The organism is Arthrobacter sp. NPDC057259 (assembly GCF_042668995.1).
Classification (GTDB): Bacteria; Actinomycetota; Actinomycetes; order Actinomycetales; family Micrococcaceae; genus Arthrobacter.
This window is the reverse complement of record NZ_JBHUYA010000008.1, coordinates 54,331-78,968: the sequence shown is the minus strand read 5'-3', so window position 1 is coordinate 78,968 and position 24,638 is coordinate 54,331. Positions and strand designations below refer to the sequence as shown.

Below are 24,638 nucleotides of genomic sequence, written 5' to 3'. Positions count from 1 at the left end.
GCAGGCAGCCGGGAGCCCGCCGCACGGCCCTCCCTGTGGCCCCCCTACCGGTCCGGCGCCCGGCTGCCTGCCCCTCGAAAGGCCGCACCGTGAGCATTCTTTCCGTCGATACCGAGCTGTTGCAGCTCAAGTCCGCCACCGTCCAGGCCACGGTCGACCGGATCAGCGCCGACGTCCAGGCGATGAAACGCGGGCTGGAGGAGCTTCAGTCCAGCTGGCGCGGCGCCGCCGCCACCAACTTCCAGGCGCTGGTCGTCGAGTGGTCCCTGACGCAGGGGAAGGTGGAGGCCTCCCTCGCCTCGATCAACCACGCCCTCAGTTCGGCGGCCGCGACCTACGACCAGACCGAGCTGAGCAACGCGCAGCGCTTCGGCTAGGGATCAGGCCTCGGCGGTGCCCTGGTGGAACCGCAGCCGCCACTGGTGTCCGTCGAGGACCCAGAGCGAGCTGCGCAGCACCGTTCCGGCGCGGGTCCGGCTGCGGTAGGTGAGCAGGACAGTGTCCGGGCCGATGCGCTCCGCCGCCAGCGTCTCCAGGGCCGCGTGCGGGCCGGGGTTTTCCTCCAGCGCCATCATCACCTCGTCGCGGGTCCAGAGCCGCCCGGAGCTTCCGATCTCGGTGAACTCCGGGTGCAGCAACACCCCGGTCCGGCCCAGGTCAGCCCTGGTCTCCGGCTGCAGCAGTTCCCGCTCCAGGGCCTCCACGATCTGCTCCGGCTCCTGCGCCGTCGCTGCGGCCGCGGTCTGGTCCGCCAGCTCACTGAACAGGTCCGGTTCCGCGTACCCGTCCGGGCCGCCGAAGAGGGTGGGCTCGTCAAAGGCCACGGGTGTCGCGGCGGCCGGAGCGGCGGCTGCGGCGGCCGGAGCAGCCGTCGCCGGGGGCGGCGTGGTTGGGCGGCCGGAGCCAGTTGCCGGGGCCTGGGCGGTCGCCGGGGCGGTTGTTTGCGGGGCCGCCGGGGTGCCGGGCCGGACGAAGCCGGGGCCTTGCCGGACGGCGACACCCTGCTGGTAGGCCATGGCGGCGCCGCGGGCACGGTCATCCGCGGCCTCGTTTAGTTCGTGGCCGGCGTGGCCGCGGACCCACTCGAACCGGTATTTGCGGCCGACCAGGGCCCGGTCAATGTCCTTCAGGAGGTCCACATTGAGCACAGGTTTGCCGTCGGACTTCTTCCAGCCCTTCCGCTTCCAGCCCGGCATCCACTTGGTGACCGAGTTGATGACGTACTGGCTGTCGCAGAGGATGTGCAGCTCCTCGTCGGCGAGGTGGGCCGTGGAGCGGAAGAGGTCCAGCACGGCCATCAGCTCGCCCTGGTTGTTGGTGCCGTGCGGCCAGCCGCCGGCGTGCCAGCAGTTGTCATTCACGTACCAGGCCCATCCGGCCGGGCCGGGGTTTCCAAGGGCCGAACCGTCGGCCGCAGCTGTAATCGTCACTGCACTATCCTGCCAGATATGCCCACCTCAACTTCTCCCTCACCCCCGGCGCGGGCGGCTTAAACGCCGGCGGCGGCCCCACCGCAAGGTGGGACCGCCGTCGTCGTTGTATCGGGGCCGGCAGCGGACTGCCGGCCGGGGGTGGGCCGGGTGGCCGGGTGGCTAGAAGCCGCCCATACCGCCCATGCCGCCCATGTCGTCGCCGCCGCCCATGGCCGGAGCGTTCTTCTCCGGCTTGTCGGCCACGACGGCCTCGGTGGTGAGGAACAGGCCGGCGATGGAGGCCGCGTTCTGCAGGGCAGAGCGGGTGACCTTCACCGGGTCGTTGATGCCGGCAGCCAGCAGGTCGACGTATTCGCCGGTGGCGGCATTCAGGCCGTGGCCGGCGGCGAGGCCGCGGACCTTGTCCACCACCACGCCCGGCTCGAGGCCGGCGTTGAAGGCGATCTGCTTCAGCGGAGCGTCGATGGCAACGCGGACGATGTTCGCACCGGTAGCCTCGTCGCCCGAGAGCTGCAGGTTGGCGAACGCCTTGGCGCCGGCCTGGATCAGGGCCACGCCACCGCCGGCGACGATGCCCTCTTCAACGGCAGCCTTCGCGTTGCGGACGGCGTCCTCGATGCGGTGCTTGCGTTCCTTGAGCTCGACCTCGGTTGCGGCACCGGCCTTGATAACTGCAACGCCGCCGGCCAGCTTGGCCAGGCGCTCCTGCAGCTTCTCGCGGTCGTAGTCGGAGTCGGAGTTCTCGATCTCGGCGCGGATCTGGGACACGCGGCCGGCGATCTGGTCGGCGTCGCCGGCACCTTCGACGATGGTGGTCTCGTCCTTGGTGACAACAACCTTGCGGGCCTTGCCGAGCAGCTCCAGGCCGGCGGTCTCAAGCTTGAGGCCGACTTCCTCGGAGATGACCTGGCCACCGGTGAGGATGGCGATGTCGGCCAGCTGGGCCTTGCGGCGGTCGCCGAAGCCCGGAGCCTTGACGGCGACGGACTTGAAGGTGCCGCGGATCTTGTTGACGATCAGGGTGGCCAGGGCCTCGCCCTCGATGTCTTCGGCGATGATCAGCAGCGGCTTGTTGGACTGCATGACCTTCTCGAGGACAGCAACCAGTTCCTTGACGTTGGAGATCTTCGAGTTGACGATCAGGATGTACGGGTCCTCGAGGACCGTTTCCTGGCGCTCGGCGTCGGTGACGAAGTAGGCGGAGATGTAGCCCTTGTCGAAGCGCATGCCTTCGGTGAGCTCCAGCTCGAGGCCGAAGGTGTTGGACTCCTCGACCGTGATGACGCCTTCCTTGCCGACCTTGTCCAGGGCCTCGGCAATGAGGGCACCGATCTCGTTGTCGCCGGCGGAGATGGACGCGGTGGCGGCGATCTCTTCCTTGGTCTCGATTTCCTTGGCGGAGGCCAGGAGCTCGGCCGTGACGGCGTCGACAGCCTTCTCGATGCCGCGCTTGAGGGACAGCGGGTCAGCGCCGGCCGCGACGTTGCGCAGGCCTTCCTTGACCAGGGCCTGGGCCAGCACGGTGGCGGTGGTGGTACCGTCGCCGGCGACGTCGTCCGTCTTCTTGGCAACTTCCTTGACCAGCTCGGCGCCGATCTTCTCGTACGGGTCGTCCAGCTCGATCTCCTTGGCGATGGAAACACCATCGTTGGTGATCGTGGGGGCGCCCCACTTCTTCTCGAGGACGACGTTGCGTCCACGCGGGCCGAGGGTGACCTTGACGGCGTCGGCGAGGATGTTCAGACCCCGCTCAAGACCGCGGCGTGCCTCTTCATCAAATGCAATGATCTTGGCCATAACGGCAGTAGTCCTTTCGGGACAGTCGTTAAAGAATGAACCTTGGCGTCGGTGCCCGCGACGGACGATACCTGCCCGGCAGCCTCTGTATGCCGCCGAACCGGGATCTCACCCAGCCAGGTGTTTCCTTTGCTCCCGCGGCACCGATGCTGTACCCGGACCGGGGCCCGGCGTTAGCAGTCGATGAGCGGGAGTGCTAACTCCATAATTAGCACTCCCCCGGGGAGAGTGCAAGAAGGCTTCGCGCTCCGGGGCCTGTCCCCGCGGGACGCTTCGCCGAGGGCGATCAGGACCCGCCGCTGCGGGCCGTTTCGCTGCCGGTCATCTTCGCCGTGTTGTCCGGCCCGTAGGTGTAAACCATGTAGGCCGCGGCGGTCACGTCCCCGTTGCTGTCGAAGTTCACGGGCCCGGACTGGCCCTCGTAGTTGGGGCGCTTGCCTGCGTGGAGGGCGTCGAGGCACTCCTTGTACGTGTGGCAGTCGGCGGCCTCTCCGCCGGCGGAGCCCTGCGCGCCCGCGGCGTTCCCGCCGGAGACGGCGATGAGCCGGGAGGCGATGGAGGTACCGGCGTCGTCCTGCGCCGCGGCGGCGGCGATGGCGGCGAGGTTGACGGCGTCGTAGGCCTCCGCGGCGAAGGTCATGTCCTTGAGCCCGGGATCGATGCCGACCAGGCCCGCCTGGAACTGCGCGCTGGGGAACGTGCCGGGGAGCACTCCGCGGGCACCGTCCAGGGCGTGGGAGCCCAGGCTCTGGCCGTACTGGCCCACCGCGCCGTCGGAGAGCACCAGCTTTTTCCCCGCGAGTCCGGCGTTGTTGAGTTCGGCGATGGCGCCCTGCGCACCCTGCCGGGCGATGAGGACTACGGCGTCGGGCGCGGCGGCCTTGGCCGCGGTCGCCGCCTGCTGTGCCTGGCCGGCCGGGAATTCGGCGTCGATGGGCGTGCCGAGGCCAGCGGACTTCGCCGCGGCGGAGACCGCCACGGAGACCTCCTTGCCGTAGCTTCCGGCCTCGTGCAGGACGGCGAGCGTCTTGGCGCCGCCGTCCTTAGCGAGCTTGACCAGGATGGAGGCCTGGGCGACGTCGGCGGCGGCGGTTCGGAAGTAGTAGCCTCCGCTCCGGTAGCTGCTGAGTCCCGGTGCGGCGTTCGCCGGGGAGATCATGGCGATTTTGGCTTTGGAGAGCACGTCGATCGCGGCGGCGGCGCGGCTGGAATCCGTGGGGCCGATGACGACGTCGGCCCTGGCCGCCACGAGGGCCTTGGCCTGGGCGGCGGTGTCCGCACTGATGGTTTCGGGGAGCAGTTCCACGGGCTTGCCCTTGTGGCCGCCGGCGGCGTTGATCTCCTTGACGGCGAGTTTCACCGCGGCCAGTTGCGGGGCGTTGAGGAAGCTCTGGTCCCCGGTGTTGTCCAGCAGCACACCGATCCGCAGGGTTCCGTCCCCGCTGGCTTCGGCGGCGTCCGTCCGGGCGTTGCCGGTGGCGCCGGAGCACCCGGTGAGGGCCAGGGCGGAGGCAAGAAGGGCGGACAGGACGACGGCGGCGCCGCCGGCCGTGCGACGGCCGGCAGTGGGTCGGCTGGCAGTGGGTCGGCCAACGGTGGTCTGAGCCGCGACGGTTGGCGTTGAGTCAGGACGGGCCACTAGGCGGGCCTGACGCTCTCGGCCTGGGGGCCCTTTTCGCCTTCGCCGACCTCAAGTTCCACCCGCTGGCCCTCGGCCAGCGCACGGTAGCCCTCGCCTGCGATGGCTGACCAGTGGACGAAGACGTCGATGCCCGAGCCGTCCACGGTGATGAAGCCGTAGCCCTTCTCCGCGTTGAACCACTTGACGGTGCCCAGAGCCATCGTTTCCACACTTTCAGCTAGCTTGGCCGCGGCGCACCTCGCTGTGCGCCGCGGAGCGGTCATGAACTCCGGCCACTGTACCCGCCGGTCCCGGGCGCGCCGGTCCGCGCGTCACGGGGTCGGCCGGAACGTTATGCAGGCGTAACCGGCCCGGCCAGCAACCGGGTCAGCGGTAGCCGGGGCCCAGGACGACGACCAGGGGCATCTTGAAATCGGCCGAATCGACCAGGGTGGCGATTCCCAGCAGGGCGGCGAGTTCCTGGGCATTGGCCTTCTGCGCGGCGCCGTTGTAGTAGACCACGGAGGTCTGCTGCCGCGGGCCGGTCCAGTTGCCGAGCGGGCCCAAGACCCACCCGTCGGAGGTGACCGTGCTGCCGACGCGGCCGGCGAGGCCCGCCGTCGTCGTGCCGTTGTAGACCGCCACCGGCTGCGTCTTGTCGACGGCGGCCGCGGTTGCCGTCGGGGCCGGGGTGGTGCCGGAGGAGGCGGCAGCCACCGTGCTGCCCGGGTCGCTGGTGGGCGACGTTGTCGGCTGCGCGGTCGGGGTTGCGGTGGGCTGCGCGGTGGCGGACGCGGCGGCCGTGGCGCTGCTCTTATCCGCGGCCATCGCCGTTCCGCCGGCGGGACCGAAGCCCAGCCGGGGCAGCAGCAGGAAGGCAACCAGGCCGACGGCCAGGGCGAACGCTCCTACCGACAGGATGGGCGCCAGTCCGCGGGACCTGGCGGCCGCGACGGTGCGGTGAACCCCTTGGCGCGTGGAGGTCTCCGGGACCCGGTCGAATTCATCCCGTGGGTATCTGGTCATGGTGAAGCGCTGTCCTTGCTGATTTCTAGTGGTCCGCGGCCGGAACCGGTGCAGATTCCGGGACTCCGGCGCCGCGTTCTGCCCGGGGCGTACCCGGCGGGTTCAGGCGTCCGAACCCAGGCGCCGGGCCGTGCGGGCCCGTTGTCGTGACGTACGTAGTCTACGCAATCGCTTCACCAGCATCGGGTCATGGGCCAGCGCGGCCTCGGTGTCGATGAGGGCGTTGAGGATCTGGTAGTAGTGCGTGGCGGACAGGTCGAAGAGCTCCCGGACGGCCTGTTCCTTGGCCCCGGCGTACTTCCACCACTGCCGTTCGAGGGCCAGCATTTCCTTGTCGCGGCTGCTCAGCCCGGACTCGTCCGGTCCGGCTTCCCTGTGGCCTGCGTCGACCGGAACCTCGTCCGCCGTCGCGTTCTCCGGCACTGCTTCGGCCACGGCTCACTCCCTGCTCGCTGTTGTGGATTCCTCCCCAATGCTACGGGCGAATAACAGCCCTGTCATTCGGTCGGCGCCGTGCCGCGCCGGAGGTCTGCCCGGATCGCCGGCCCGAAACGCCACCGCTCGCGCCTGCCAGAATGAAGGGGTGAGCGAATTCCCGCAGACCGAAGCGCTGTTTCCCCTGGATGCCGTATCCGGCCCGACCGTCGGGGTGCCCCAGGGCTCCGACGACGGCGACGGCGGTTTCGCCGCGCTGGTCCAGCGGCCGCTGGGCGAGCTGGTGGCCCCGGACTGGGTGGCCGCCCTGGAACCCGTGGAGCCGCAGCTGCGCCGGGCCCTGAAGTTCGTCGCCGACGAGGTTGCGGCCGGCCGCCAGGTCCTGCCGGCTCCGGACCGGCTGCTCCGGGCTTTCCAGCAGCCGCTCGCCGCCGTCAAAGTGCTGATCGTGGGCCAGGACCCCTACCCCACGCCCGGGCACCCGATCGGGCTGTCCTTCGCCGTCGAGGGCCACACCCGTCCCCTCCCCCGCAGCCTGGCCAACATCTACAAGGAGCTCCACTCCGACCTGGGCCTGCCGCCGCGGATTCACGGCGACCTGAGCCGCTGGACGGGGCAGGGAGTGCTCCTGCTGAACCGGGCGCTCAGCGTGCGCGCCGGCGCCGCGGGATCGCACCGGAACAAGGGCTGGGAAGAGGTCACGGCCGCCGCCATCCGCGCCGTGGCGGACCGCACGGACGCCCAGGGCGGGCCGGTCCCGCTGGTCACCATCCTGTGGGGCAAGGACGCGGAGTCCGTCCGGCCGCTGCTCGGCGGGACCGCCGTCGTCAGCAGCCCGCACCCCAGCCCGCTCTCGGCCGCCCGGGGCTTCTTCGGATCCCGTCCGTTCAGCCGGGCCAACGAGCTGCTGGCCGCCCAGGGCGCGGAACCCGTCGACTGGGAACTGCCCCCGCTGCCCTAAGGCTCCCCTGGACCCCGGCGCCGCCCCTCTGTCCCGTCTGTCCGGGGACGGCGGTCCCGCGCCCCTGGCGCGGCCTGGTTGGCTAGGCTTAGCCGCATGACTTCTGTACCCGCCGCCACCTCCGCCAACCGGAACTCCCGGCCCCAGACCACCCTGACGGTGCTGCGGCGCGAGCAGCTTTCACCGCACATGGTTCGGATCATCGCCGGCGGCCCCGGCTTCGCGGACTACCGCAACAACGCGTACGTGGACCGCTACGTGAAGATCGCTTTCCCGCAGCCCGGCGTGGACTACCCCCAGCCGCTGGATCTGTGGGCCGTCCGTGAGACGCATCCCCGGGAGCAGTGGCCCTACACCCGCACCTACACGGTCCGCTGGGTGGACGAGGCGGCGCAGGAGCTGGCCATCGACTTCGTGATCCACGGGGATGAGGGGCTCGCCGGGCCCTGGGCCGCGTCCGCGCAGGAGGGGGACGCCCTGATCTTCACCGGCCCGGGCGGCGGCTACAACCCGGATCCGGAGGCGGACTGGCACCTCTTCGCCGGGGACGAATCGGCGCTGCCCGCCATCGGCGCGGCCTTGGCGGTTCTCCCCCGCGATGCCCGCGGTCTGGCCTTCCTGGAGGTGGGCTCCGCGGCGGACGTCCTGGCCCTGGCCGCCCCCGCCGGCGTCGAACTGCGCTGGCTTTTCCGCGGAAACAACACGGGGGCCGACGACGAGCGCCGCCTGGCCGACGCCGTCGGGTCCGCCGACTGGCCGGAGGGACGCCCCTCGGTCTTCGCGCATGGTGAGCGGGGTGCCATGAAGGCCCTGCGGGAGGTGTTCTTCACCCAGCGGGGGCTGGAACGCGGGCAGGTCTCCCTCTCCGGTTACTGGGCCCGCGGCCGGGTGGAGGACGACTTCCAAGCCGAGAAGAAACTCCCCATCGGCAAGATCTGAGTGCCCGGCAGCCCGCTGACGGCCGCTGCCGCCGGGCGGGGACGGACTAGCGGCGGCGGGCCCGGCGCCGTTCGTTGCTGGCCAGGCTGCGGGTCAGCGGCCGGGCCAGGGTGTCGCCGAGGACGATGCCCGCAGCGACGCCCAGCACGATCGCCCCGGCGTTGAGCATCCCGCCGGCGCCCATGAGGATTTCCTGCTCCTCGATGGTCAAAACATACATGGAACGGAATATGGTCAGGCCGGGCAGCAGGATCAGCGCCGCGGGCACGGCCACCACCAGCTGCGGGGCGCCCATCCTCAGGGCCACCACCCGGGCCAGCAGGCCTATGACGACGGCGGCGAGGGCCGGGGCGAAGCGCGGCCCGATGCCCAGTTCCGTGCCGCCGATCAGCACGAGGTGGCCGACGACGCCGACCGCCGCCGTCGGCAGCAGCAGCTTCGCGGAGGTCTGCTCCGTCACGCCGATTGCGACGACGGCGATCGCCACCAGCGGCACCAGCACCCAGAGCGGATACCTAGGCGGGAATGTTTCGGTCACGTCGATGGACTGCATGCCCGTCATCGCCCCCACCACGAAGCCGACGGCGATCCCCGAAACCAAGGCGCCGAAGGTCAGCATGGTAGAGAGGAACCGGCCGGCGGCGGTAACGGGGAAGCCGTTGATGGCATCCTGCACCGAGGACACGAGGCGTCCCGTGGGCAGCAGCAGCAGGATGCCGCCCACCACCACGATCGCCGGGGCGATGGTGATACCCACCGGGCTCCCGAACCGCCAGAGCAGCAGCGCGATGACGGTCACCACGAAGGAACAGGAGGCGGTGATGAAGAAGTCCGGGGTACGCCAGCGGCCGAGCTGCCGGGCCAGGAGGCTGACCAGGAGGTTGGACAGGAACGCGATCCCGGACGCCGCTATGCCGCCGCCGAGTACCGCCACGAAGACGGCGGAGAAGACGCCGAAGGCCACGGTGACCATCCAACGCGGGAACGGTTTGGCGCTGTGAGTGATCTCCTCGAGGCGCCGGGCGGCCTCCTCGCGACCCACCCCGCCGGCGACGATGTCGGTCACCAGCTGGTGCACCTCGGCGAGGCCGGCGTAGTTGTTGGTCCAGGACCGGACCACGCGCAGCAGCGAGAGCGGCGTCTGGTCCTTCGGGGCGTAGTTGATCGCCACCGACTGGTTGGTGATATCCACCTCGATGTTCTTCAGCCCCAGGGCGGCGGTCACCGCAATGATGCTGGTCTCCACCTCGAGGGCGCCGGCGCCGTACCGGAACATCGATTCCGCGAGCTTGAGCGCGAAGTCAATGGTTTTCCGGGCGGACGCGTCCACGCCGCCGACCTGGATCATCGGGTTCGCGTAGGGGCTGCCGGCGAGCCGGTCCACGATGCTCAGCGGTGCCGTCGGCGGGTTCTCCCCCTGGACCAGGCGGCGGAGCATGCGCCGGGCGGCGGCGTTCTGCCGCACCTGCATGGCCGACATCGGTTCGGTGCGGGGCAGGCCGTCCGTCTGCGGTCCGCGGCGGCCCTCGGGGGTCTTGTTCATCCCGGCCATCTCACTTCACCTTGCTGGGCGGTCTAGTAGAACTGCTGGCCGGTGCGGCGCGTGTAGAGCTGGCGGGCGACCCGCTCCCCCGCTGCCGTCCAGGCCTTGTACTTCAACGGGCTGAGGACCTGGTCGTAGCAGCCGACGAAGTCCGTGACGGTCTTGCTGAAGCTGGTCTTGAACAGGCCCAGGCCGTGGAAGGGGTTGGATGTGTCCTTGAGCTTGTCGCTCGGCGGGGTGCCGCAGAAGTCGTACTCGGTGCAGCCGAGCTCCTTCAGCTGGTTGATAGCGGTCCACTGGACCAGGTGGGAGTCGCCGTACTGGCCACGCTGCTGCAGGGAGCCGCCGTCCTTGTACGTTCCCTTGCGGCCGTAGTTGATGACGAAGGCACCCACGGACGGGACACCGTTTTCGTAGACGAACAAGAGCCGGCCCTGGCTGCGCTTGAGGAAGTTGGTCCAGAAGCGCTGGTAGTACTCGAAGTCGCGGACGCGGACCTGGGACTTGGCCTCGACGGTGGTGCTCATCAGTCCGTACATGGCCCGGAAGTTCTCCTCCGTGGGCTCGACGTTGTGCACTTCCACGCCCTCGCGGATGGCGCGGCGGACGGCGTTCCGGCCGCGGGAGTGCAGGTTGCGCAGCAGCTGGTTCTCCTCCGGGGAGATGTCCAGCAGGGCGGTGGAATCGTTGGGCTGCAGGTTGTGCGTCTTGACCAGGCCCGCGCCCTCGATGACACGACGGGCGTCGTCGGTGAGGACGACGTCGGGTTCGATCTTGATCGCGAAGACGCCCAGCCGGGCGCGCTTGACGAAGTCGGCGTTGGCCTTGGCGATCCCCGGAATGTCCTCGACGGAGGCGACGTCGGGTCCCTTGATCATGTACCAGAGCTTGCCCAGCACGGGGAAGCTCTTCTCCAGGACCAGGTTGTAACTGGTGTAGTCGGCCGTCTCGTACACCAGGTGCAGGGGCTTCCAGCCGTAGTGCTGCTTGACCTCGGCAAAGGCCTCCGACTGCAGCAGGTTCCCGCCGTTGGGGTTCGCGGTGACGCGGGCGTCCCAGGTGGCGACCTCTTCGGCGGAGGCAAAGCGGGCGGTGAATTCTCGCAAGGGTGCGGTATCCAATCTTTGCGGGACGAGCTTCGGCGGCATGGCTGGCATGCACCACCAAGTCTATCGGCGTCACGGGTGGCCGGGACGCCGACCCTGTGGCCGCCACCGGCTCCCGGGCTAGGCTGAAGGCATGCAACCGCAGCCGGAACTAGACGCCTCCCGCCAGGCCGGCCCGGGCGCGTCGGCGCACCGCGGAGCCGGCGCCCAGGTGCTGGGCCTGCTCGTTCTGCTCGCCGCTTCCGCGCTGGTGGCCGGACTCGGCGGGCTGGCCTCCGCCAGCAACGTCGACGGCTGGTATGCCGGGGCGGACAAGGCCCCGTGGTCGCCGCCGAACTGGGTATTCGGACCGGTCTGGACGCTGCTCTACACCGCGATGGCGGTGGCGGCGTGGCTGGTGTGGCGGACCCGCGCCGAGGGCACCCGCCGGGCGCTGACCCTATACGCCGTCCAGCTGGTGCTGAACCTGCTGTGGACTCCCGCGTTCTTTGCCCTCTACCCGGCCCTGGGTACGCCGGCGCTGTGGATTGCCCTGGCAATCATCGTGGCGCTGGCAGTGGTCCTGGCCGCAACGCTGAACCGCTTCCGCCGGATCAGCCGCCCGGCAGGTCTGCTGCTGGTCCCCTACCTGGCGTGGGTGGTCTTTGCCTCGACGCTGAACCTGTGGGCTGCCTTCACCAACTGAGCGGGCGCCTCAGCACTCCACCACGTTGACGGCGAGGCCGCCCATGGCGGTCTCCTTGTACTTAGAGCTCATGTCCTTACCGGTCTCGCGCATGGTCACGATTACCTCGTCGAGGGAGACCCGGTGCGACCCGTCGCCCCAGAGCGCCATCTTGGCGGCGTTGATGGCTTTGGCCGCCGCGATCGCGTTGCGTTCGATGCACGGGATCTGCACCAGGCCGCCGATCGGGTCGCAGGTCAGGCCGAGGTTGTGTTCCATCGCGATTTCGGCGGCGTTCTCCACCTGCTGCGGGGTGCCGCCCATGACCTCGGCGAGGCCGGCGGCGGCCATCGACGACGCCGACCCGACCTCTCCCTGGCAGCCGACCTCGGCCCCGGAAATGGAGGCCTGTTCCTTGTAGAGGACACCGATGGCACCCGCGGCGAGCAGGAACTTCACCACCGTCTCGTCCCGGTCCTGCTGGGTGGCCTTGTCCATGCCGGGGGCGAAGTGCAGCGCGTAGTAGAGCACGGCGGGGATGATCCCGGCGGCGCCGTTGGTGGGTGCGGTGACGACGCGGCCGCCCGAGGCGTTCTCCTCGTTGACGGCCAGGGCGATCAGGTTCACCCATTCCTGCCAGTACTTCGGGTCCCGGAAGTCCGGGTCCTCCTCGCAGCTTTCCTTCATCAGCCGTTCGTGCCAGTCCGGGGCGCGGCGACGGACGTTCAGGCCGCCCGGCAGCAGGCCCGTCCGCTTGAGGCTGACGGCCACGCATTCCTCCATGACGGAGTAGATGTGCAGCAGACCGGCCCGGATGTCCTCGGCGCTGCGGCTGTCCTCCTCGTTGACCAGCATCACGTCGCTGATCCGCAGGGAGGTGTTCCGGCAGTGCTCGAGCAGTTCCGCTGCGGTGCGGAACGGCAGGGGCAGTTCCTTCTTGGATTCGTCGAGTTCCTGCTGCGCCGCTTCCTCCTCGCCCTCGCGGACGATGAAGCCGCCGCCGACGGAGAAGAACGTCGCCTGGTGCAGGACGCCGCCGTCGGCGTCGGAGACGGTGAACGTCATCCCGTTGGTGTGCCGGGGCAGCACCGTGAGGGGGCGGAGCACCATGTCCTGGACCCCGTAGGGAAGGCCGACGGCGCCGGCCAGCTGCAGCGTCCCGGTCCCGGCGATCGCGGCGAGCCGCTCCTCGACCTCGTCGGGGAGGATCTTCTCCGGGTGGTACCCCTCGAGGCCCAGCAGGATGGCGGTCATGGTGCCGTGCCCGTGCCCGGTCGCGGCCAGCGAACCGTACAGATCCACCCGCAGCGAAGCCACCCGCTCAAGTTCGCCCGACGCCTTCAGCTCCTCGGCAAACACCGCAGCGGCCCGCATCGGCCCCACGGTGTGCGAACTCGAGGGCCCGATCCCAATCGAGAACAGATCAAAGACGCCTACAGCCATTACTAAATCCTAACTAAACACTGCTTAAGTGAGCTTCGCCGTCGGGCCGGCTTGGGTGGGAGTGCACCGGACATCCTCTGCATGCTGCTCCTTCGTCGCTTTGACGCATGCTGCCGGATGCCCGTCACCCTCCCTTGGCCCGTCACCTTTGCGCTGTGGTCCCGGACGCCCATTTGAGTGATGCCAACGGCAAGCGTCCCCCGAGGGGGCGGCGGAGCCGGGCTTTTCGAAAGCGTGCGTCTAAGCGAGGTACGAGCGAGCACGCGTGAAAAGTCCGGTCCGCCGGCCCCGGAGCCAACCACGGAGGACGGCACGGGAGCCAGCAACGGCAGCCTGCACCGGGGGACGGAGAACGAGGGGCGAGTTAGCCCAGGTTCGTGACCGACGGGTAGAGCGGGTGGGCGGCGGCGAGGGCCTGGACCCGGTCGCGGAGCCCGGAGAGGTCGGCGTCGGCGTCGGCCATGAGGGCCTCGGCGATGATGTCCGCCACCTCGGTGAAGGCCGCCTCGCCGAAGCCGCGGGTGGCCAGGGCCGGGGTGCCGATCCGCAGTCCGGAGGTGACCATCGGCGGCCGCGGGTCGAACGGGACGGCGTTGCGGTTGACGGTGATGTCGATCGCGGCGAGCCGGTCCTCGGCTTCCTGTCCGTTGAGCTCGCAGTCGCGCAGGTCCACCAGGACCAGGTGCACGTCGGTGCCGCCGGAGACCACGGAGATGCCCTTGGCGGCGACGTCGTCGCGGGTAAGACGGTCGGCGAGGATCCGGGCGCCCGCCAGGACGCGCTCCTGGCGTTCCTTGAACTCGGCGGACGCGGCGACCTTGAAGGCGACGGCCTTGCCGGCGATGACGTGCTCCAGCGGCCCGCCCTGCTGGCCCGGGAACACGGCCGAGTTGATCTTCTTGGCGATGTTGGCGTCGTTGGAGAGGATGATGCCGCCGCGCGGACCGGCGAGGGTCTTGTGCGTCGTCGACGTCGTCACGTGCGCGTGCGGCACCGGGGAGGGGTGCAGCCCGGCGGCGACCAGGCCGGCGAAGTGCGCCATGTCCACCATCAGGTAGGCGCCAACGGCGTCGGCGATCCGGCGGAATTCCGCGAACTCGAGCTGGCGGGCGTAGGCAGACCAGCCGGCGACGATCAGCTGCGGCTTGTGCTCGTGCGCCAGGCGCTCGACCTCGGCCATATCGATCCGGTGGTCGTCCTCGCGCACCTGGTAAGGGATGACGTTGTAGAGCCGGCCGGAGAAGTTGATCTTCATGCCGTGGGTCAGGTGGCCGCCGTGGGCCAGGTTCAGGCCCATGATGGTGTCGCCCGGACGGATCAGGGCGTGCATGACGGAAGCGTTGGCCTGGGCGCCGGAGTGCGGCTGGACGTTCGCGTAGTCGGCGCCGAAGAGGGCCTTCACGCGGTCGATGGCGAGCTGCTCGATCACGTCGACGTGCTCGCAGCCGCCGTAGTAGCGCTTGCCCGGGTAGCCTTCGGCGTACTTGTTCGTCAGGACCGAGCCCTGCGCCTGCATGACGGCGCGGGCGGTGTGGTTCTCGGAGGCGATCATCTCCAGGCCGTCGCGCTGGCGGGCGAGTTCGGCGTCGATTCTCGCGGCGATCTCCGGGTCCAGCTCCGAGAGGTCCGCGTCCAGGGACGGGGAGACGACCTGTTCGAACACGGCGGTGTGGGTGCCTGCGGCCGCGCTCACAGTTCGCCGCCGTTCTTGGAGGCGTAGTCCTGGGCGGAGAGGAGCGGTCCGTCGGAGACGGCGGCGACCTTGAAGAGCCAGCCGGCGCCGTACGGGTCGCTGTTGATCAGGGCCGGGTCATCGACGACGGCGGAGTTGGTCTCGGTGACCTCGCCGGTAACGGGTGCGTACAGGTCGGACACGGATTTAGTCGACTCGACCTCACCGCAGGTCTCCCCCGCGGTGACCGTGGAGCCGACCTCGGGCAGGTCGACGTAGACGATGTCGCCGAGGGCGTCGGTGGCTACGGCGGAGATGCCGATGGAGACGACGTCGCTGCCGTCCTCCCGGGCAACCCACTCGTGCTCGTCGGAGTACTGCAGTTCAGGAGCTACTTTTGCCATGAAAAATTCCTAAGTTTAGAGGGTAAAAAGCCTAACGCGTGGGCGCGCCCCTGGAGGGCGCGCCCACGGAGTGTTACTTCTGGCGCTTGTAGAACGGCAGGGCGACGACCTCGAACGGTTCGGGCTTGCCGCGCAGGTCGATGTCCAGGGCGGTGCCGGGTTCGGTGTAAGCGACGTCGACGTAGGCCATGGCCACCGGGTAGCCCAGGGTGGGTGAGGGCTGGCCGGAGGTGACTTCGCCGACGACCGCGCCGTCCTTGAGGACCGGGTAGTGGCTGCGTCCGGCGCGGCGGCCGAGGCCCTTGAGCCCGACGAGGCGGCGGCCGGTAGTGGTGCCGGCGCCCGCGTCCTTCTTGGCGGCCAGCGCGGCCTTGCCGACGAAGTCGCCCTCCTTGGAGAGCGCGACGACGGGGCCGAGGCCCGCGGCGAACGGATCGCCCTGGAGCGAGAGTTCGTTGCCGTAGAGGGGCATGCCGGCCTCGAGCCGCAGGGAGTCGCGGGAGGCGAGCCCGGCCGGGGTCAGTTCCCCCTCCTCGGCGATGGCGATCAGCGCCTGCCAGAGGGCGGCGGCGTCGTCGTTGTCCACGAAGATCTCGAAGCCGTCCTCGCCGGTGTAACCGGTGCGGGCGAGCAGCAGGTCCTTGCCGGCACCGGAAACCATGAAGGGAACCTCGACGGCGGCGTAGTACTTCAGGCCGGTGACGAGTTCGTGCTGGGCGGCGGGAACCAGGCGGAGCAGGATGGCCTCGGCCTTGGGGCCCTGGACCGCGACCAGCGAGATCTCGGCGGACGCGTCCCGGACCGTGACGTCGAAGCCGCCTTCCGGGGCAGAACCGGCCCGCTCGGCCAGGGCCGCGGCGACGACCTTGGCGTTGCCGGCGTTGGGCACCACGAGGAAGGCGTCCGTACCGTCGGCCCCCGCCGGGCGGCGGTAGGTGATGAGGTCGTCGATGATGCCGCCGTCCTCGTTGCAGATCAGCGAGTACTTGGCCTTGCCGACGGCCATAGCGGAGATCTTGCCCACCAGGGCGTAGTCGAGGAAGGCCGCGGCGTCGGGGCCGGTGACCCAAACCTCGCCCATGTGGGAGAGATCGAACAGGCCCGCGGAGGCACGGACGGCGTGGTGCTCGGCGAGCTCGGAGCCGTACTTCAGCGGCATCTGCCAGCCGCCGAAGTCGGTGAAGGAGGCGCCGAGCTTCTTGTGCTCTTCGTACAGGGCGGTGTAGTTCTCAGTCATCGGTGGCCTCAGTTTTCGAATTCGGACAGCGGAGGGCAGGAGCAGATCAGGTTGCGGTCACCGGCGGCGCCGTCGATCCGGCCGACCGGCGGGAAGTACTTGTCCTGCTTGAGCGTGTGGACCGGGAAGACGGCCTGCTCGCGGGAGTAGGAACGGTCCCAGTCGGTGCTGATGGTCGCGGCCGCGGTGTGCGGGGCGTTGCGCAGCGGGCTGCTCTCGACGGTGAAGTCGCCGTGGGCCACCTGGTCGATCTCGGCGCGGATGGCGATCATCGCGGTGATGAACCGGTCGATCTCGCCGAGGTCCTCGGATTCGGTGGGTTCGACCATCAGGGTGCCGGCCACGGGGAACGCCAGGGTGGGGGCGTGGAAGCCGTAGTCGATCAGGCGCTTGGCGACGTCCTCGGCGGTGACGCCGGTCTTGGCGGTGACTTCGCGCAGGTCCAGGATGCACTCGTGCGCCACCAGGCCGCCCTCGCCGGTGTAAAGCACCGGGAAGGAGTCGTTCAGGCGCGCCGCGATGTAGTTGGCCGCGAGCAGCGCAGACTTGGTGGCCTCGGTCAGGCCCTCGCCACCCATGAGCTTCACGTAGGCCCAGGAGATCGGCAGGACGCCGGCGGAGCCGTAGCGGGAGGCGGAGATCGGGGTGCCGTCCGCGCCGTTGGCCGGATCCGCCGCGTTGCCGGGCATGAACGGTGCCAGGTGGGCCTTGGCGGCGACCGGGCCGACGCCGGGCCCGCCGCCGCCGTGCGGGATGCAGAAGGTCTTGTGCAGGTTCAGGTGCGAGACGTCCCCGCCAAACTGGCCCGGCTGGGCGAGGCCGACGAGGGCGTTGAGGTTGGCGCCGTCGATGTAGACCTGGCCGCCGGCGGCGTGGATCGCGTCGCAGACCTCGCGGACGTCGGCGTCGTACACCCCGTGCGTGGACGGGTAGGTGATCATGATGCAGGACAGGGCGTCCTTGTGCTGCTCGATCTTGGCCTGCAGGTCGGCGTGGTCGATGGTGCCGTCGGAGGCGGTGGCGACGACGACGACCTTCATGCCGGCGAGCACCGCGGAGGCGGCGTTGGTGCCGTGCGCGGAGGCCGGGATGAGGCAGACGTTGCGCTGCTCGTCGCCGCGGGAGAGGTGGTAGCCGCGGATGGCCAGCAGGCCGGCGAGCTCGCCCTGGGATCCGGCGTTCGGCTGGATGGAGACCTGGTCGTAGCCGGTGATCTCGGTCAGCTGGGCCTCGAGGTCATCGATCAGTTCGCGCCAGCCGGCGGTCTGGGATTCCGGGGCAAACGGGTGGATGGAGGCGAACTCCGGCCAGGAGATGGCTTCCATTTCGGCCGTGGCGTTCAGCTTCATCGTGCAGGAGCCCAGCGGGATCATGGTGCGGTCCAGGGCCAGGTCGCGGTCCGAGAGGCGGCGGATGTAGCGCAGCAGCTGGGTTTCGGAGCGGTGGGTGTTGAAGACCGGGTGCTGGAGGTAGTCGGAGCTGCGCTCGACGGCGGAGTCCAGGGCGAAGGCAGTATCCGTGCCTGAGGCAGGGTCGGCCACGCTCGCGCCGAAGGCGGCGACGACGTCGGCGACGATCGCCGTCGTCGTGGCCTCATCGGCGGAGATGCCGACGGTGTCCGCGTCGATGGCGCGCAGGTTGATGCCCTTGGCGTCGGCGGCGGCGATGATCTCGGCGGCCTTGCCCGGCACCGAGACGGTGACGGTGTCGAAGAACGAGGTGTGCAGCACGTCCAGGCCGGCCGCCTTCAGCGATGCGGCGATGGTCCGGGCGTGGCCGTGGGTGGTCTCGGCGATGGCCTTGAGCCCGTCCGGGCCGTGATAGACGGCGTAGAACGAAGCGACGATGGCCAGCAGCGCCTGGGCGGTGCAGATGTTGGAGGTGGCCTTCTCGCGGCGGATGTGCTGTTCGCGGGTCTGCAGGGCCAGGCGGTAGGCGGGGATGCCGGCGGAGTCCTTGGAGACGCCCACCAGGCGGCCGGGCATGGAGCGCTCCAGGCCCTTCTGGACGGCCATGTAGGCGGCGTGCGGGCCGCCGAAGAACAGCGGGACGCCGAAGCGCTGGGCGGAGCCGACGGCGATGTCGGCGCCCTGCTCGCCGGGAGGGGTGATCAGGGTCAGGGACAGCAGGTCAGCGGCGACGGTGACGAGGGCGCCGCGTTCCTTGGCCTCGCCGATGACGGCGGAGTGGTCGAAGACGCGGCCGGAGGCGCCAGGCTGCTGCAGCACGATGCCGTTGATGGTGCCCTCCGGGAGACCCTTGGACAGGTCGGCGACTTCCACCTCGAAGCCGAGGGCCTCGGCGCGGCCCTTGACGATCGCGATGGTCTGCGGGAGGCAGTCGGCGTCCATGACGGTCTTGCCGTCGCGGGCGTCCTTATTTTTGTTGGCCCGGCGCATCATCAGCACGGCCTCGGCGACGGCGGTGGCTTCGTCCAGCAGCGAGGCGTTGGCGATCGGCAGGCCCACCAGGTCCTGGACCATGGTCTGGAAGTTCAGCAGGGCCTCGAGCCGGCCCTGGGAGATTTCGGGCTGGTACGGCGTGTAGGCCGTGTACCAGGCCGGCGCCTCGAGGATGTTGCGGCGGATCACGGCCGGGGTGACGGTGTCGTAGTAGCCCTGGCCAATCATCTGCACGGCGGTCTTGTTCTTGGCGGCGAGCTTGCGCAGTTCGGCCAGGACCTCCACCTCGCTCAGCGCGGCGGTCAGCGCCAGGCCGGAGTCCTGACGGATGTCCTTGGGAACGGCGGTGTCAACGAGCGCGTCGACGGTGTCGTAGCCGACGGCCTTGAGCATGGTCTCGACGTCGGCCTGGCGGCGGGCGCCGATATGCCTGTCGACGAAGGACGTGGAGGCTGAGGTAACGGTCACAAGGAACTCCATAACTAAGGCGGCGCAGGGTACGCCGCAGTGATTCGGGTTCCTCCCCGCTCTGTATTGGACCTGAGAGTTTCCGCGCGACCCCTGGCGGGGTCCCGCTTGCACCGTCGGTGAGCGCGGCATCCCGGGGGACTCGTGGCGCGCTGCTTTCCAGAGTGGCCTCGCCGCGGCGGTACATGGGCCTGAGAGATTCCTGGGGAGGATTTGCTCCTACGGCGCCTGCGTGTACCACTGGCAGGACTCTCCCGCCGCAGATCAAAGGCATATTCAGTTGCTCGTGACCATAGTCACAGCATTCATTGTCCTATGCCGGAGCCCGCCTCCGCAAACTTCATTTCTCCCCGCCCGACGCTCCCTCACTTTCGGCGCGATTTCCCGCGAACCTCCCTCAGGTTCGGAGAATATTTCCAAAAAGCCCGCTCACCCGACATGCGGGTGCGTCCCTCAAATGAACGCCGGACGTGAGGGAGCGTCGGCCGGAGTGACGCCGGATGTGAGGGAGCGACCGCCGGAGAAGCACCAAATCTGAGGGAGCGTCCGCTGGAGTGACGCCCGACGTGAGGGAGCGTCCGCTGGAGAGGTGCCCGACGTGAGGGAACGTCCGCTGGAGTGACGCCGGACGTGAGGGAGCGTCGTTTAGGGGCGGAGGCGGTCGACGGCGGCGAGGAGGCTCTCGACGTCGTCGTCCACCGCCAGCGGCGTGGCACCCCCACTGCGGGCCAGCATGGCATTGAAATACAGCCCATCCCCCATGTAGAGCACCGCCTTGGCCATTCCGGGCCCGACGTCGGCGGCGAGCAGTTCCAGCCAACTGGCCTGCACTCCGGCCATGCGGCGCAGGGTCTCGGCGTGCGCCACCTCGGCGAGCCGGGTGGCCGCGACGAAGACCCGGTCCAGGGCGGTATCAGCCCAGACCGAAGACCTAATGAAGTACGCGGCGGCGCCCTCCGGCGCCGCGGCCATGGCGGCCAGGTCCTCGGCCAGCAGCCGGTCCAGCCGTTCCAGGAGGACCGCGATCATGGCCTCCTTGTTCGGGAAGTGGTACAGCAAGCCGCCCTTGGAGACCCCGGCCCGCTTTGCCACCGCCTCGAGGGTGGCGGCCCGCTCCCCCTCGGCGATGAGCAGGGATTCGAAGGCGTCGAGGACGGCCTCGCGGGCGACGGGTTTCCTGGGCATGGCTCCCATCATGCCCGGTGGATGCCGGATTTCTTAACTATACCGTCCAGACGGTACAGTTATTCGGATGAAGACCTTGCTTCCTAATGCCGAGCGTCCCGCGACGCGCTCCCGGGCGCCGTGGCGGGACTGGCTGGCGTTGTCGCTGCTGATGTTCCCGGTCCTCCTGGTGGCGGTCGACAACACCGCCCTGACCTTCGCCCTGCCCGCGATCGCCCGCGACCTAAATGCCACCGGCGTCCAAATGCTGTGGATGGTCGACGTGTACCCGCTGGTGCTCGCCGGCCTGCTGGTCGCGATGGGCAGCATCGGGGACCGGATCGGCCGCCGGCGGCTCCTCTTCACCGGCGCAGCCGGCTTCGCGGCGGTGTCCGCAGCGACGGCATTCGCCCCGGGCCCCGAGTGGCTGGTGGCCGGCCGAGCGGCACTGGGGTTCTTCGGGGCCATGCTGATGCCCTCCACGCTGTCCCTGATCCGGAACATCTTCCCGGAGCCGAACCGGCGCCGCCTGGCGGTGGCAATCTGGGCCGCTGGCTTCTCCGGCGGCGCGGCGCTGGGGCCGGTCCTGGGCGGCTGGCTGGTGGAGCACCTCTGGTGGGGCGCGGTGCTGCTGATGGCGGTTCCCATCATCGTGCCCTTGCTGCTGCTCGGGCCCTCCTTCATCCCCGAATCCCGCGACCCGAACCCCGGGCCGGTGGATCTGCCCAGCATCGCGCTGTCCATGCTGGCAATGGCGCCGGCCGTCTATGGCATCAAGATGCTGGCCGTGGAGGGCGCCGGTCCGGTGCCGCTGGCGGCCCTCGGCGCGGGGCTGGTCATGGGGTACGCCTTTGTCCGGCGGCAGCGCAGGCTTGCCGCGGGCGCAACCACCGCTCCCCTGCTGGACCTGGGCCTGTTCGGCAATCCCGTGTTCAGCACGGCCATCACGGCCAACGTCCTGGCGCTGTTCTCCTACAACGGCTTCATCCTCTTCCTTGCCCAGCACCTCCAGCTCCTGGAGGGACAGACACCGTCCGAGTCCGGGCTGGCGATGGTGCCCGCGCTGGCCGCGACCGTGGCGGCCGGGCTGCTGGTGGTACCACTGGTGCGGAAGGTCCGGCCCGGGTTCGTCGTCGCCGGCGGCCTGCTGTTCAGCGCCGCCGGGTACGCGCTGGTGGCCTTCGGTGACCACAGTTCCGGGCCGGCGATGCTGCTGGCCGCGCTGCTAGTGCTCTGCCTGGGTGTGGGGGCAGCCGAGACCATCTCCAACGACCTGATCCTCGGCGCCGCCCCGGCCGCAAAGTCGGGCGCCGCGTCCGCGATCTCGGAGACCGGGTACGAGGTCGGCTCGCTGCTGGGCACGGCCGTGCTGGGCTCCATCCTGACGGCGTCCTACCAGCGGAATCTGGTCCTGCCGGCCGGCCTCCCCCAGGCCGACCCGGCCGCCGCCGGCCAGGCCCGGGAGACCCTGGCCGGCGCGGCGGAACTCGCCGCGACCCTGCCCGGGCCCCTGGCCGACGCCGTGATGACCGCCGCCCGCGCGGCATTCGACTCGGGCGTCCACATCACCGCGGCGATTGCGCTGGTCCTGATGGCCGGCGCCGCGGTGCTGGCCGCCGTCGTCCTCCGCCGGGTGCCGCGGGCGCACTGAGTCAAATACACTGAGCCGGGCCCACTGACCCGGGTCCGTTCACTCACGCTCACTGATTCGGGCGCCCCAAAGGGACACCAGCGGCCCTGCACCGGCCCAAAAACGGCAGCGTCCGACGTCGGGACTCCCGACGTCGGACGCTGCTCTGTGTCCTTCGGTTTACTTGCCGGCGTCCGGCGTCGTGACGGAGGCCGTGGCCCGCATGGTTTCGGCGTTGACCAGCCAGGCGAACTGCTCGAGCTTGGCGATGAAGGCGTGCAGCAGGTCCGCGGTGGTGGGGTCCTCCTCGTCCACTTCGTCGTGCACCTTGCGCATGGTGCCGACGGCGGCCTCCAGCGCGGCCACGATCTTCTCGATCGCGTCCTTGGTATTGATCAGGCCGGTGGGAAACTCGGGCAGGGCGGTGGTCTTCGACACCGTCGAGCTGCGGCCGTCCGGGAGGGCGTGCAGGGCCCGCATGCGCTCGGCCATCTCGTCCGCGAAGGTGCGGGCGGCGTCGATGATCTCGTCGAGCTGCAGGTGCAGGTCGCGGAAGTTGGTGCCGACGATGTTCCAGTGCGCCTGCTTGCCCTGGACGTGGAGTTCGATCAGGTCCACGAGCACGGCCTGCATATTTCCTGCGAGGGTGGGTGTTGCTTTCATGAATCCTCCTTGGTGGAGCGTCTGGACGGGCTGATGCCACAGACGCTACCGCAGGCAGGAGACGGCAGGGAGAGTTTTCACGATAAGCTTAGTAAGTGAACTTACTAAGCTGGATTCGGGGTCTAAACGGCCTGATTCAGCGCGGGTCCCTGCGGGAATATCGCCCGCGTGATCCCGCCGGCGGTGGCCTCGGACAGCTGGGCCAGGTAGTCGTTGCGGCGCCGCGGCGTGATCCGGGATTCGGGCTCGAAGCCGCGGTCCGGGTCGTCGGCGTAGTGCGCGGTGAGACCGTCGCGCATCAGCCGGATGGCTTCGGCGCGCTGCTGGGATACCGCGGCGTGGGTGGAGCCGAGTTCCGCGGCGAGGTCCTTGACGGTCCGGTCGCCGAAGTAGATCTCCTCCACCACGTAGCGCATCCGCTCGGGCAGCGACTTCACGGCGGCGCGCAGGTATTGGAGCCGCTCGTCGGCCAGGACCGAGCTCTCCGGGGACAGCGTTTCGGCGGCCAGGGTATCGACGACGGCGTCGTCCAGCGGGGTGAGGGTGCGCGAGGCATCCGCGAGCGCTGCCTCCACGACGCTTTGCTGGACACCGAGGGCCGCGGCGATCTCGTCGACGGTGGGGGTCCGTCCGAGGGCGGAGGCCAGGGTCTCCTGAACCGACATGGTCTCTTTGATCCGGCGGCGTGCCGAGCGCGTCGCCCAGTCAGAGGCACGCATCTCGTCGGCAAATGCGCCGAGGATGCGGCGGCGGGCGAACGCGCCGAAGGGAACCCCGAGCTCGGGGTCGAAGGAATCGGCCGAGGTAATCAGGGCTACGGCACCAGCCGACGCCAGGTCATCGCGCGAGAGGTGGGACGCCTTCGAGCACAAATCTGAGACGAGGTAGCCAACCAGCGGAAGGTGCTGAGTGACCATCTCGTTGCGTTCCACGCGATTCAATAGTGTGTCCCCCCATGAGACCGGTTCAGGAGCTGTAAAACAGCGGAAGCCGCATCCCCAAACGGCCCCGTGCTCCCCCCATGGGAGTCGGTCTTCGACGGTCGGGTGCAGCACCCAGATCGAAACCTATCACCTGATCCGGAATCTGCGTGTACCCTCAGGAAAAAGCTTGGCCGAAAATGCGGAAAGCCGTCATACGGCCGGGATGGCAAGGGAATGGGGCCCATGGGTGCGGGGGATCTTTCGGCGGCGCTGTGGCAGGAACGCCGGCAGCTTGAGCTGCTGTTGTTCCGGCTCGAAACGCAGCGCCTCCATCTGGCCGCCGGCAACCTCGCCTGGCTGAATTTCACCTCGTCCGAAATCGAAGCCGTGCTGGACCGGCTCCGCTTCGAGGCGCTGGCCCGCAACGTCGAATCCGCGGCCGTCGCCGGTGAGTGGGGCCTCCCGGCGCAGGCCACCTTAGTAGAGCTGATCGCCGCCGCGCCGCCCGGCGCGTGGCCCGCGGTCCTGCAAGATCACCTCGACGGGTTGCGGGCCCTGCTCCGGCGGCTCGCCGCCGCCTCCGCCACTAACGAAACTGCTCTCCTGGGGCTTGAACCGCCGGCGGCCGCGAGCTCCGAGGCGATGCTCGACCAGCTGACGCTGGCCGCCAACATCGAACGTGCCCTGACCATCACCCGGCGCGCCGCACAGCCGCTGATGGCCCAGTACCTCGGGGACGACGCGAACTCGCTCTAGCCGTTGGCTCCGGCAACGGGTTCGGCGTCGGGTGCCGGTGTGGTGGGGTTGGGCTGTACCGGTGCGGCGGGGACCGGTGCGGACGGAACCGCCGTGGTGGCCGCGGGAGCCGGCGCGAGCAGGCCGCGCAGCGCGTCCTCGGTGCCGGACCCGTCGTCGGCTCCCGCTTGGGCGGCCGCGAGGTTCGCCGCGGCGATCGCCTCGATGACCTCACGGCGCTGGATCGGGACACCGCGGGGTGCCTCGATGCCGATCCGGACGCCGTCGCCGCGGCCCTCCAGAACAGTGATGACGATGCCGTCGCCGATCATGATCTGTTCGCCCGGCTTGCGTGTGAGTACCAGCATGCTC

23 protein-coding genes and 1 riboswitch are annotated in these 24,638 nt (G+C 69.5%); of the genes, 6 read left to right on the top strand and 17 right to left on the bottom strand.

Translation table 11 applies throughout. The features are described 5' to 3' along the window. Window positions 1–89: 89 nt before the first annotated feature. Window positions 90–377: a WXG100 family type VII secretion target gene (locus tag ACFUCU_RS13650; RefSeq protein WP_377973089.1), complete on the top strand. Its 288-nt coding sequence runs from the start codon at window positions 90–92 to the stop codon at window positions 375–377. Between the two features lie 3 nt (window positions 378–380). On the opposite strand, the gene ACFUCU_RS13645 is transcribed toward ACFUCU_RS13650, so the two are convergent. The 6 genes from ACFUCU_RS13645 to ACFUCU_RS13620 all read right to left on the bottom strand — a co-directional run bounded on the left by ACFUCU_RS13645 (window position 381) and on the right by ACFUCU_RS13620 (window position 6,225). Beyond that, window positions 381–1,430 carry an RNase H family protein gene (locus ACFUCU_RS13645; RefSeq protein ID WP_377973088.1) on the bottom strand — a complete coding sequence of 350 codons (1,050 nt, stop codon included), beginning with the start codon at window positions 1,428–1,430 and terminating at the stop codon, window positions 381–383. A 162-nt stretch (window positions 1,431–1,592) separates the two neighbouring features. After that, window positions 1,593–3,230 (bottom strand): chaperonin GroEL, encoded by a 1,638-nt coding sequence (gene groL, locus ACFUCU_RS13640; RefSeq protein ID WP_290258716.1) that lies wholly within the window; start codon window positions 3,228–3,230, stop codon window positions 1,593–1,595. 286 nt (window positions 3,231–3,516) lie between these two features. Then, a complete protein-coding gene (locus ACFUCU_RS13635) occupies window positions 3,517–4,758 on the bottom strand; it encodes an ABC transporter substrate-binding protein (protein WP_377973178.1) in 1,242 nt (413 codons plus the stop codon). 110 nt (window positions 4,759–4,868) lie between these two features. Beyond that, a complete protein-coding gene (locus ACFUCU_RS13630) occupies window positions 4,869–5,072 on the bottom strand; it encodes a cold-shock protein (protein ID WP_290258717.1) in 204 nt (67 codons plus the stop codon). Window positions 5,073–5,238: 166 nt separating this feature from the next. Beyond that, on the bottom strand, window positions 5,239–5,877 hold the full coding sequence (locus ACFUCU_RS13625) for a LytR C-terminal domain-containing protein (protein WP_377973087.1): 639 nt from the start codon (window positions 5,875–5,877) through the stop codon (window positions 5,239–5,241). 102 nt (window positions 5,878–5,979) lie between these two features. Continuing rightward, complete coding sequence (locus tag ACFUCU_RS13620) at window positions 5,980–6,225, bottom strand: DUF3263 domain-containing protein (protein ID WP_290258800.1); 246 nt, start codon at window positions 6,223–6,225, stop codon at window positions 5,980–5,982. A gap of 301 nt (window positions 6,226–6,526) precedes the next feature. On the opposite strand from ACFUCU_RS13620, the gene ACFUCU_RS13615 reads away from it, so the two are divergent. Next, complete coding sequence (locus tag ACFUCU_RS13615) at window positions 6,527–7,273, top strand: uracil-DNA glycosylase (protein WP_377973177.1); 747 nt, start codon at window positions 6,527–6,529, stop codon at window positions 7,271–7,273. 96 nt (window positions 7,274–7,369) lie between these two features. After that, window positions 7,370–8,212, top strand: a complete 843-nt coding sequence (locus ACFUCU_RS13610) for a siderophore-interacting protein (RefSeq protein WP_377973086.1) — start codon at window positions 7,370–7,372, stop codon at window positions 8,210–8,212. A 46-nt stretch (window positions 8,213–8,258) separates the two neighbouring features. Here the strand turns inward: ACFUCU_RS13610 and ACFUCU_RS13605 are convergent, their stop codons facing one another. Both ACFUCU_RS13605 and ACFUCU_RS13600 read right to left on the bottom strand, forming a co-directional pair. After that, a complete protein-coding gene (locus tag ACFUCU_RS13605; RefSeq protein ID WP_377973085.1) occupies window positions 8,259–9,755 on the bottom strand; it encodes a threonine/serine exporter ThrE family protein in 1,497 nt (498 codons plus the stop codon). A 32-nt stretch (window positions 9,756–9,787) separates the two neighbouring features. After that, window positions 9,788–10,861, bottom strand: a complete 1,074-nt coding sequence (locus ACFUCU_RS13600; protein WP_377973084.1) for a lipid II:glycine glycyltransferase FemX — start codon at window positions 10,859–10,861, stop codon at window positions 9,788–9,790. A gap of 133 nt (window positions 10,862–10,994) precedes the next feature. Here ACFUCU_RS13600 and ACFUCU_RS13595 point away from each other — a divergent pair, with 133 nt between their 5' ends. Then, on the top strand, window positions 10,995–11,546 hold the full coding sequence (locus ACFUCU_RS13595) for a TspO/MBR family protein (RefSeq protein ID WP_377973083.1): 552 nt from the start codon (window positions 10,995–10,997) through the stop codon (window positions 11,544–11,546). 9 nt (window positions 11,547–11,555) lie between these two features. Here the strand turns inward: ACFUCU_RS13595 and ACFUCU_RS13590 are convergent, their stop codons facing one another. From ACFUCU_RS13590 to ACFUCU_RS13565, 6 genes are all read right to left on the bottom strand, one after another. Then, entirely contained in the window at window positions 11,556–12,968 is a 1,413-nt protein-coding gene (locus ACFUCU_RS13590) for an L-serine ammonia-lyase (RefSeq protein WP_377973082.1), read from the bottom strand. Window positions 12,969–13,332: 364 nt separating this feature from the next. Continuing rightward, complete coding sequence (gene glyA, locus ACFUCU_RS13585; RefSeq protein WP_377973081.1) at window positions 13,333–14,661, bottom strand: serine hydroxymethyltransferase; 1,329 nt, start codon at window positions 14,659–14,661, stop codon at window positions 13,333–13,335. Next, window positions 14,658–15,044, bottom strand: a complete 387-nt coding sequence (gcvH, locus tag ACFUCU_RS13580; RefSeq protein ID WP_377973080.1) for a glycine cleavage system protein GcvH — start codon at window positions 15,042–15,044, stop codon at window positions 14,658–14,660. Before gcvH ends, glyA begins: the two co-directional genes overlap by 4 nt. 73 nt (window positions 15,045–15,117) lie before the next feature. After that, a complete protein-coding gene (gcvT, locus tag ACFUCU_RS13575; protein WP_377973079.1) occupies window positions 15,118–16,281 on the bottom strand; it encodes a glycine cleavage system aminomethyltransferase GcvT in 1,164 nt (387 codons plus the stop codon). An 8-nt stretch (window positions 16,282–16,289) separates the two neighbouring features. Further along, complete coding sequence (gcvP, locus tag ACFUCU_RS13570; protein WP_377973078.1) at window positions 16,290–19,163, bottom strand: aminomethyl-transferring glycine dehydrogenase; 2,874 nt, start codon at window positions 19,161–19,163, stop codon at window positions 16,290–16,292. Window positions 19,164–19,320: 157 nt separating this feature from the next. Further along, window positions 19,321–19,418: riboswitch (glycine riboswitch) on the bottom strand. A 378-nt stretch (window positions 19,419–19,796) separates the two neighbouring features. After that, entirely contained in the window at window positions 19,797–20,336 is a 540-nt protein-coding gene (locus ACFUCU_RS13565; protein WP_377973077.1) for a TetR/AcrR family transcriptional regulator, read from the bottom strand. Between the two features lie 67 nt (window positions 20,337–20,403). Here ACFUCU_RS13565 and ACFUCU_RS13560 point away from each other — a divergent pair, with 67 nt between their 5' ends. After that, window positions 20,404–21,966 carry an MFS transporter gene (locus ACFUCU_RS13560; protein WP_377973076.1) on the top strand — a complete coding sequence of 521 codons (1,563 nt, stop codon included), beginning with the start codon at window positions 20,404–20,406 and terminating at the stop codon, window positions 21,964–21,966. Window positions 21,967–22,125: 159 nt separating this feature from the next. Here the strand turns inward: ACFUCU_RS13560 and ACFUCU_RS13555 are convergent, their stop codons facing one another. Next, on the bottom strand, window positions 22,126–22,608 hold the full coding sequence (locus ACFUCU_RS13555) for a Dps family protein (RefSeq protein WP_377973075.1): 483 nt from the start codon (window positions 22,606–22,608) through the stop codon (window positions 22,126–22,128). A 122-nt stretch (window positions 22,609–22,730) separates the two neighbouring features. Then, entirely contained in the window at window positions 22,731–23,549 is an 819-nt protein-coding gene (locus ACFUCU_RS13550) for a sigma-70 family RNA polymerase sigma factor (protein WP_290258733.1), read from the bottom strand. A gap of 216 nt (window positions 23,550–23,765) precedes the next feature. On the opposite strand from ACFUCU_RS13550, the gene flgN reads away from it, so the two are divergent. Further along, a complete protein-coding gene (gene flgN, locus ACFUCU_RS13545) occupies window positions 23,766–24,287 on the top strand; it encodes a flagellar export chaperone FlgN (RefSeq protein ID WP_290258734.1) in 522 nt (173 codons plus the stop codon). Here the strand turns inward: flgN and ACFUCU_RS13540 are convergent. After that, window positions 24,284–24,634 carry a carbon storage regulator gene (locus tag ACFUCU_RS13540; protein WP_290258735.1) on the bottom strand — a complete coding sequence of 117 codons (351 nt, stop codon included), beginning with the start codon at window positions 24,632–24,634 and terminating at the stop codon, window positions 24,284–24,286. The genes flgN and ACFUCU_RS13540 overlap by 4 nt on opposite strands. Window positions 24,635–24,638 lie beyond the last annotated feature (4 nt).

Coding starts and splice junctions, on each gene's coding strand:
- groL (WP_290258716.1), bottom strand. CDS start 3,230: ATGGCCAAGATCATTGCATTTGATGAAGAGGCACGCCGCGGTCTTGAG.
- ACFUCU_RS13630 (WP_290258717.1), bottom strand. CDS start 5,072: ATGGCTCTGGGCACCGTCAAGTGGTTCAACGCGGAGAAGGGCTACGGC.
- ACFUCU_RS13625 (WP_377973087.1), bottom strand. CDS start 5,877: ATGACCAGATACCCACGGGATGAATTCGACCGGGTCCCGGAGACCTCC.
- ACFUCU_RS13610 (WP_377973086.1), top strand. CDS start 7,370: ATGACTTCTGTACCCGCCGCCACCTCCGCCAACCGGAACTCCCGGCCC.
- ACFUCU_RS13605 (WP_377973085.1), bottom strand. CDS start 9,755: ATGAACAAGACCCCCGAGGGCCGCCGCGGACCGCAGACGGACGGCCTG.
- ACFUCU_RS13595 (WP_377973083.1), top strand. CDS start 10,995: ATGCAACCGCAGCCGGAACTAGACGCCTCCCGCCAGGCCGGCCCGGGC.
- ACFUCU_RS13590 (WP_377973082.1), bottom strand. CDS start 12,968: ATGGCTGTAGGCGTCTTTGATCTGTTCTCGATTGGGATCGGGCCCTCG.
- gcvH (WP_377973080.1), bottom strand. CDS start 15,044: ATGGCAAAAGTAGCTCCTGAACTGCAGTACTCCGACGAGCACGAGTGG.
- gcvT (WP_377973079.1), bottom strand. CDS start 16,281: ATGACTGAGAACTACACCGCCCTGTACGAAGAGCACAAGAAGCTCGGC.
- gcvP (WP_377973078.1), bottom strand. CDS start 19,163: ATGGAGTTCCTTGTGACCGTTACCTCAGCCTCCACGTCCTTCGTCGAC.
- ACFUCU_RS13565 (WP_377973077.1), bottom strand. CDS start 20,336: ATGCCCAGGAAACCCGTCGCCCGCGAGGCCGTCCTCGACGCCTTCGAA.
- ACFUCU_RS13560 (WP_377973076.1), top strand. CDS start 20,404: ATGAAGACCTTGCTTCCTAATGCCGAGCGTCCCGCGACGCGCTCCCGG.
- ACFUCU_RS13555 (WP_377973075.1), bottom strand. CDS start 22,608: ATGAAAGCAACACCCACCCTCGCAGGAAATATGCAGGCCGTGCTCGTG.
- flgN (WP_290258734.1), top strand. CDS start 23,766: ATGGGGCCCATGGGTGCGGGGGATCTTTCGGCGGCGCTGTGGCAGGAA.
- ACFUCU_RS13540 (WP_290258735.1), bottom strand. CDS start 24,634: ATGCTGGTACTCACACGCAAGCCGGGCGAACAGATCATGATCGGCGAC.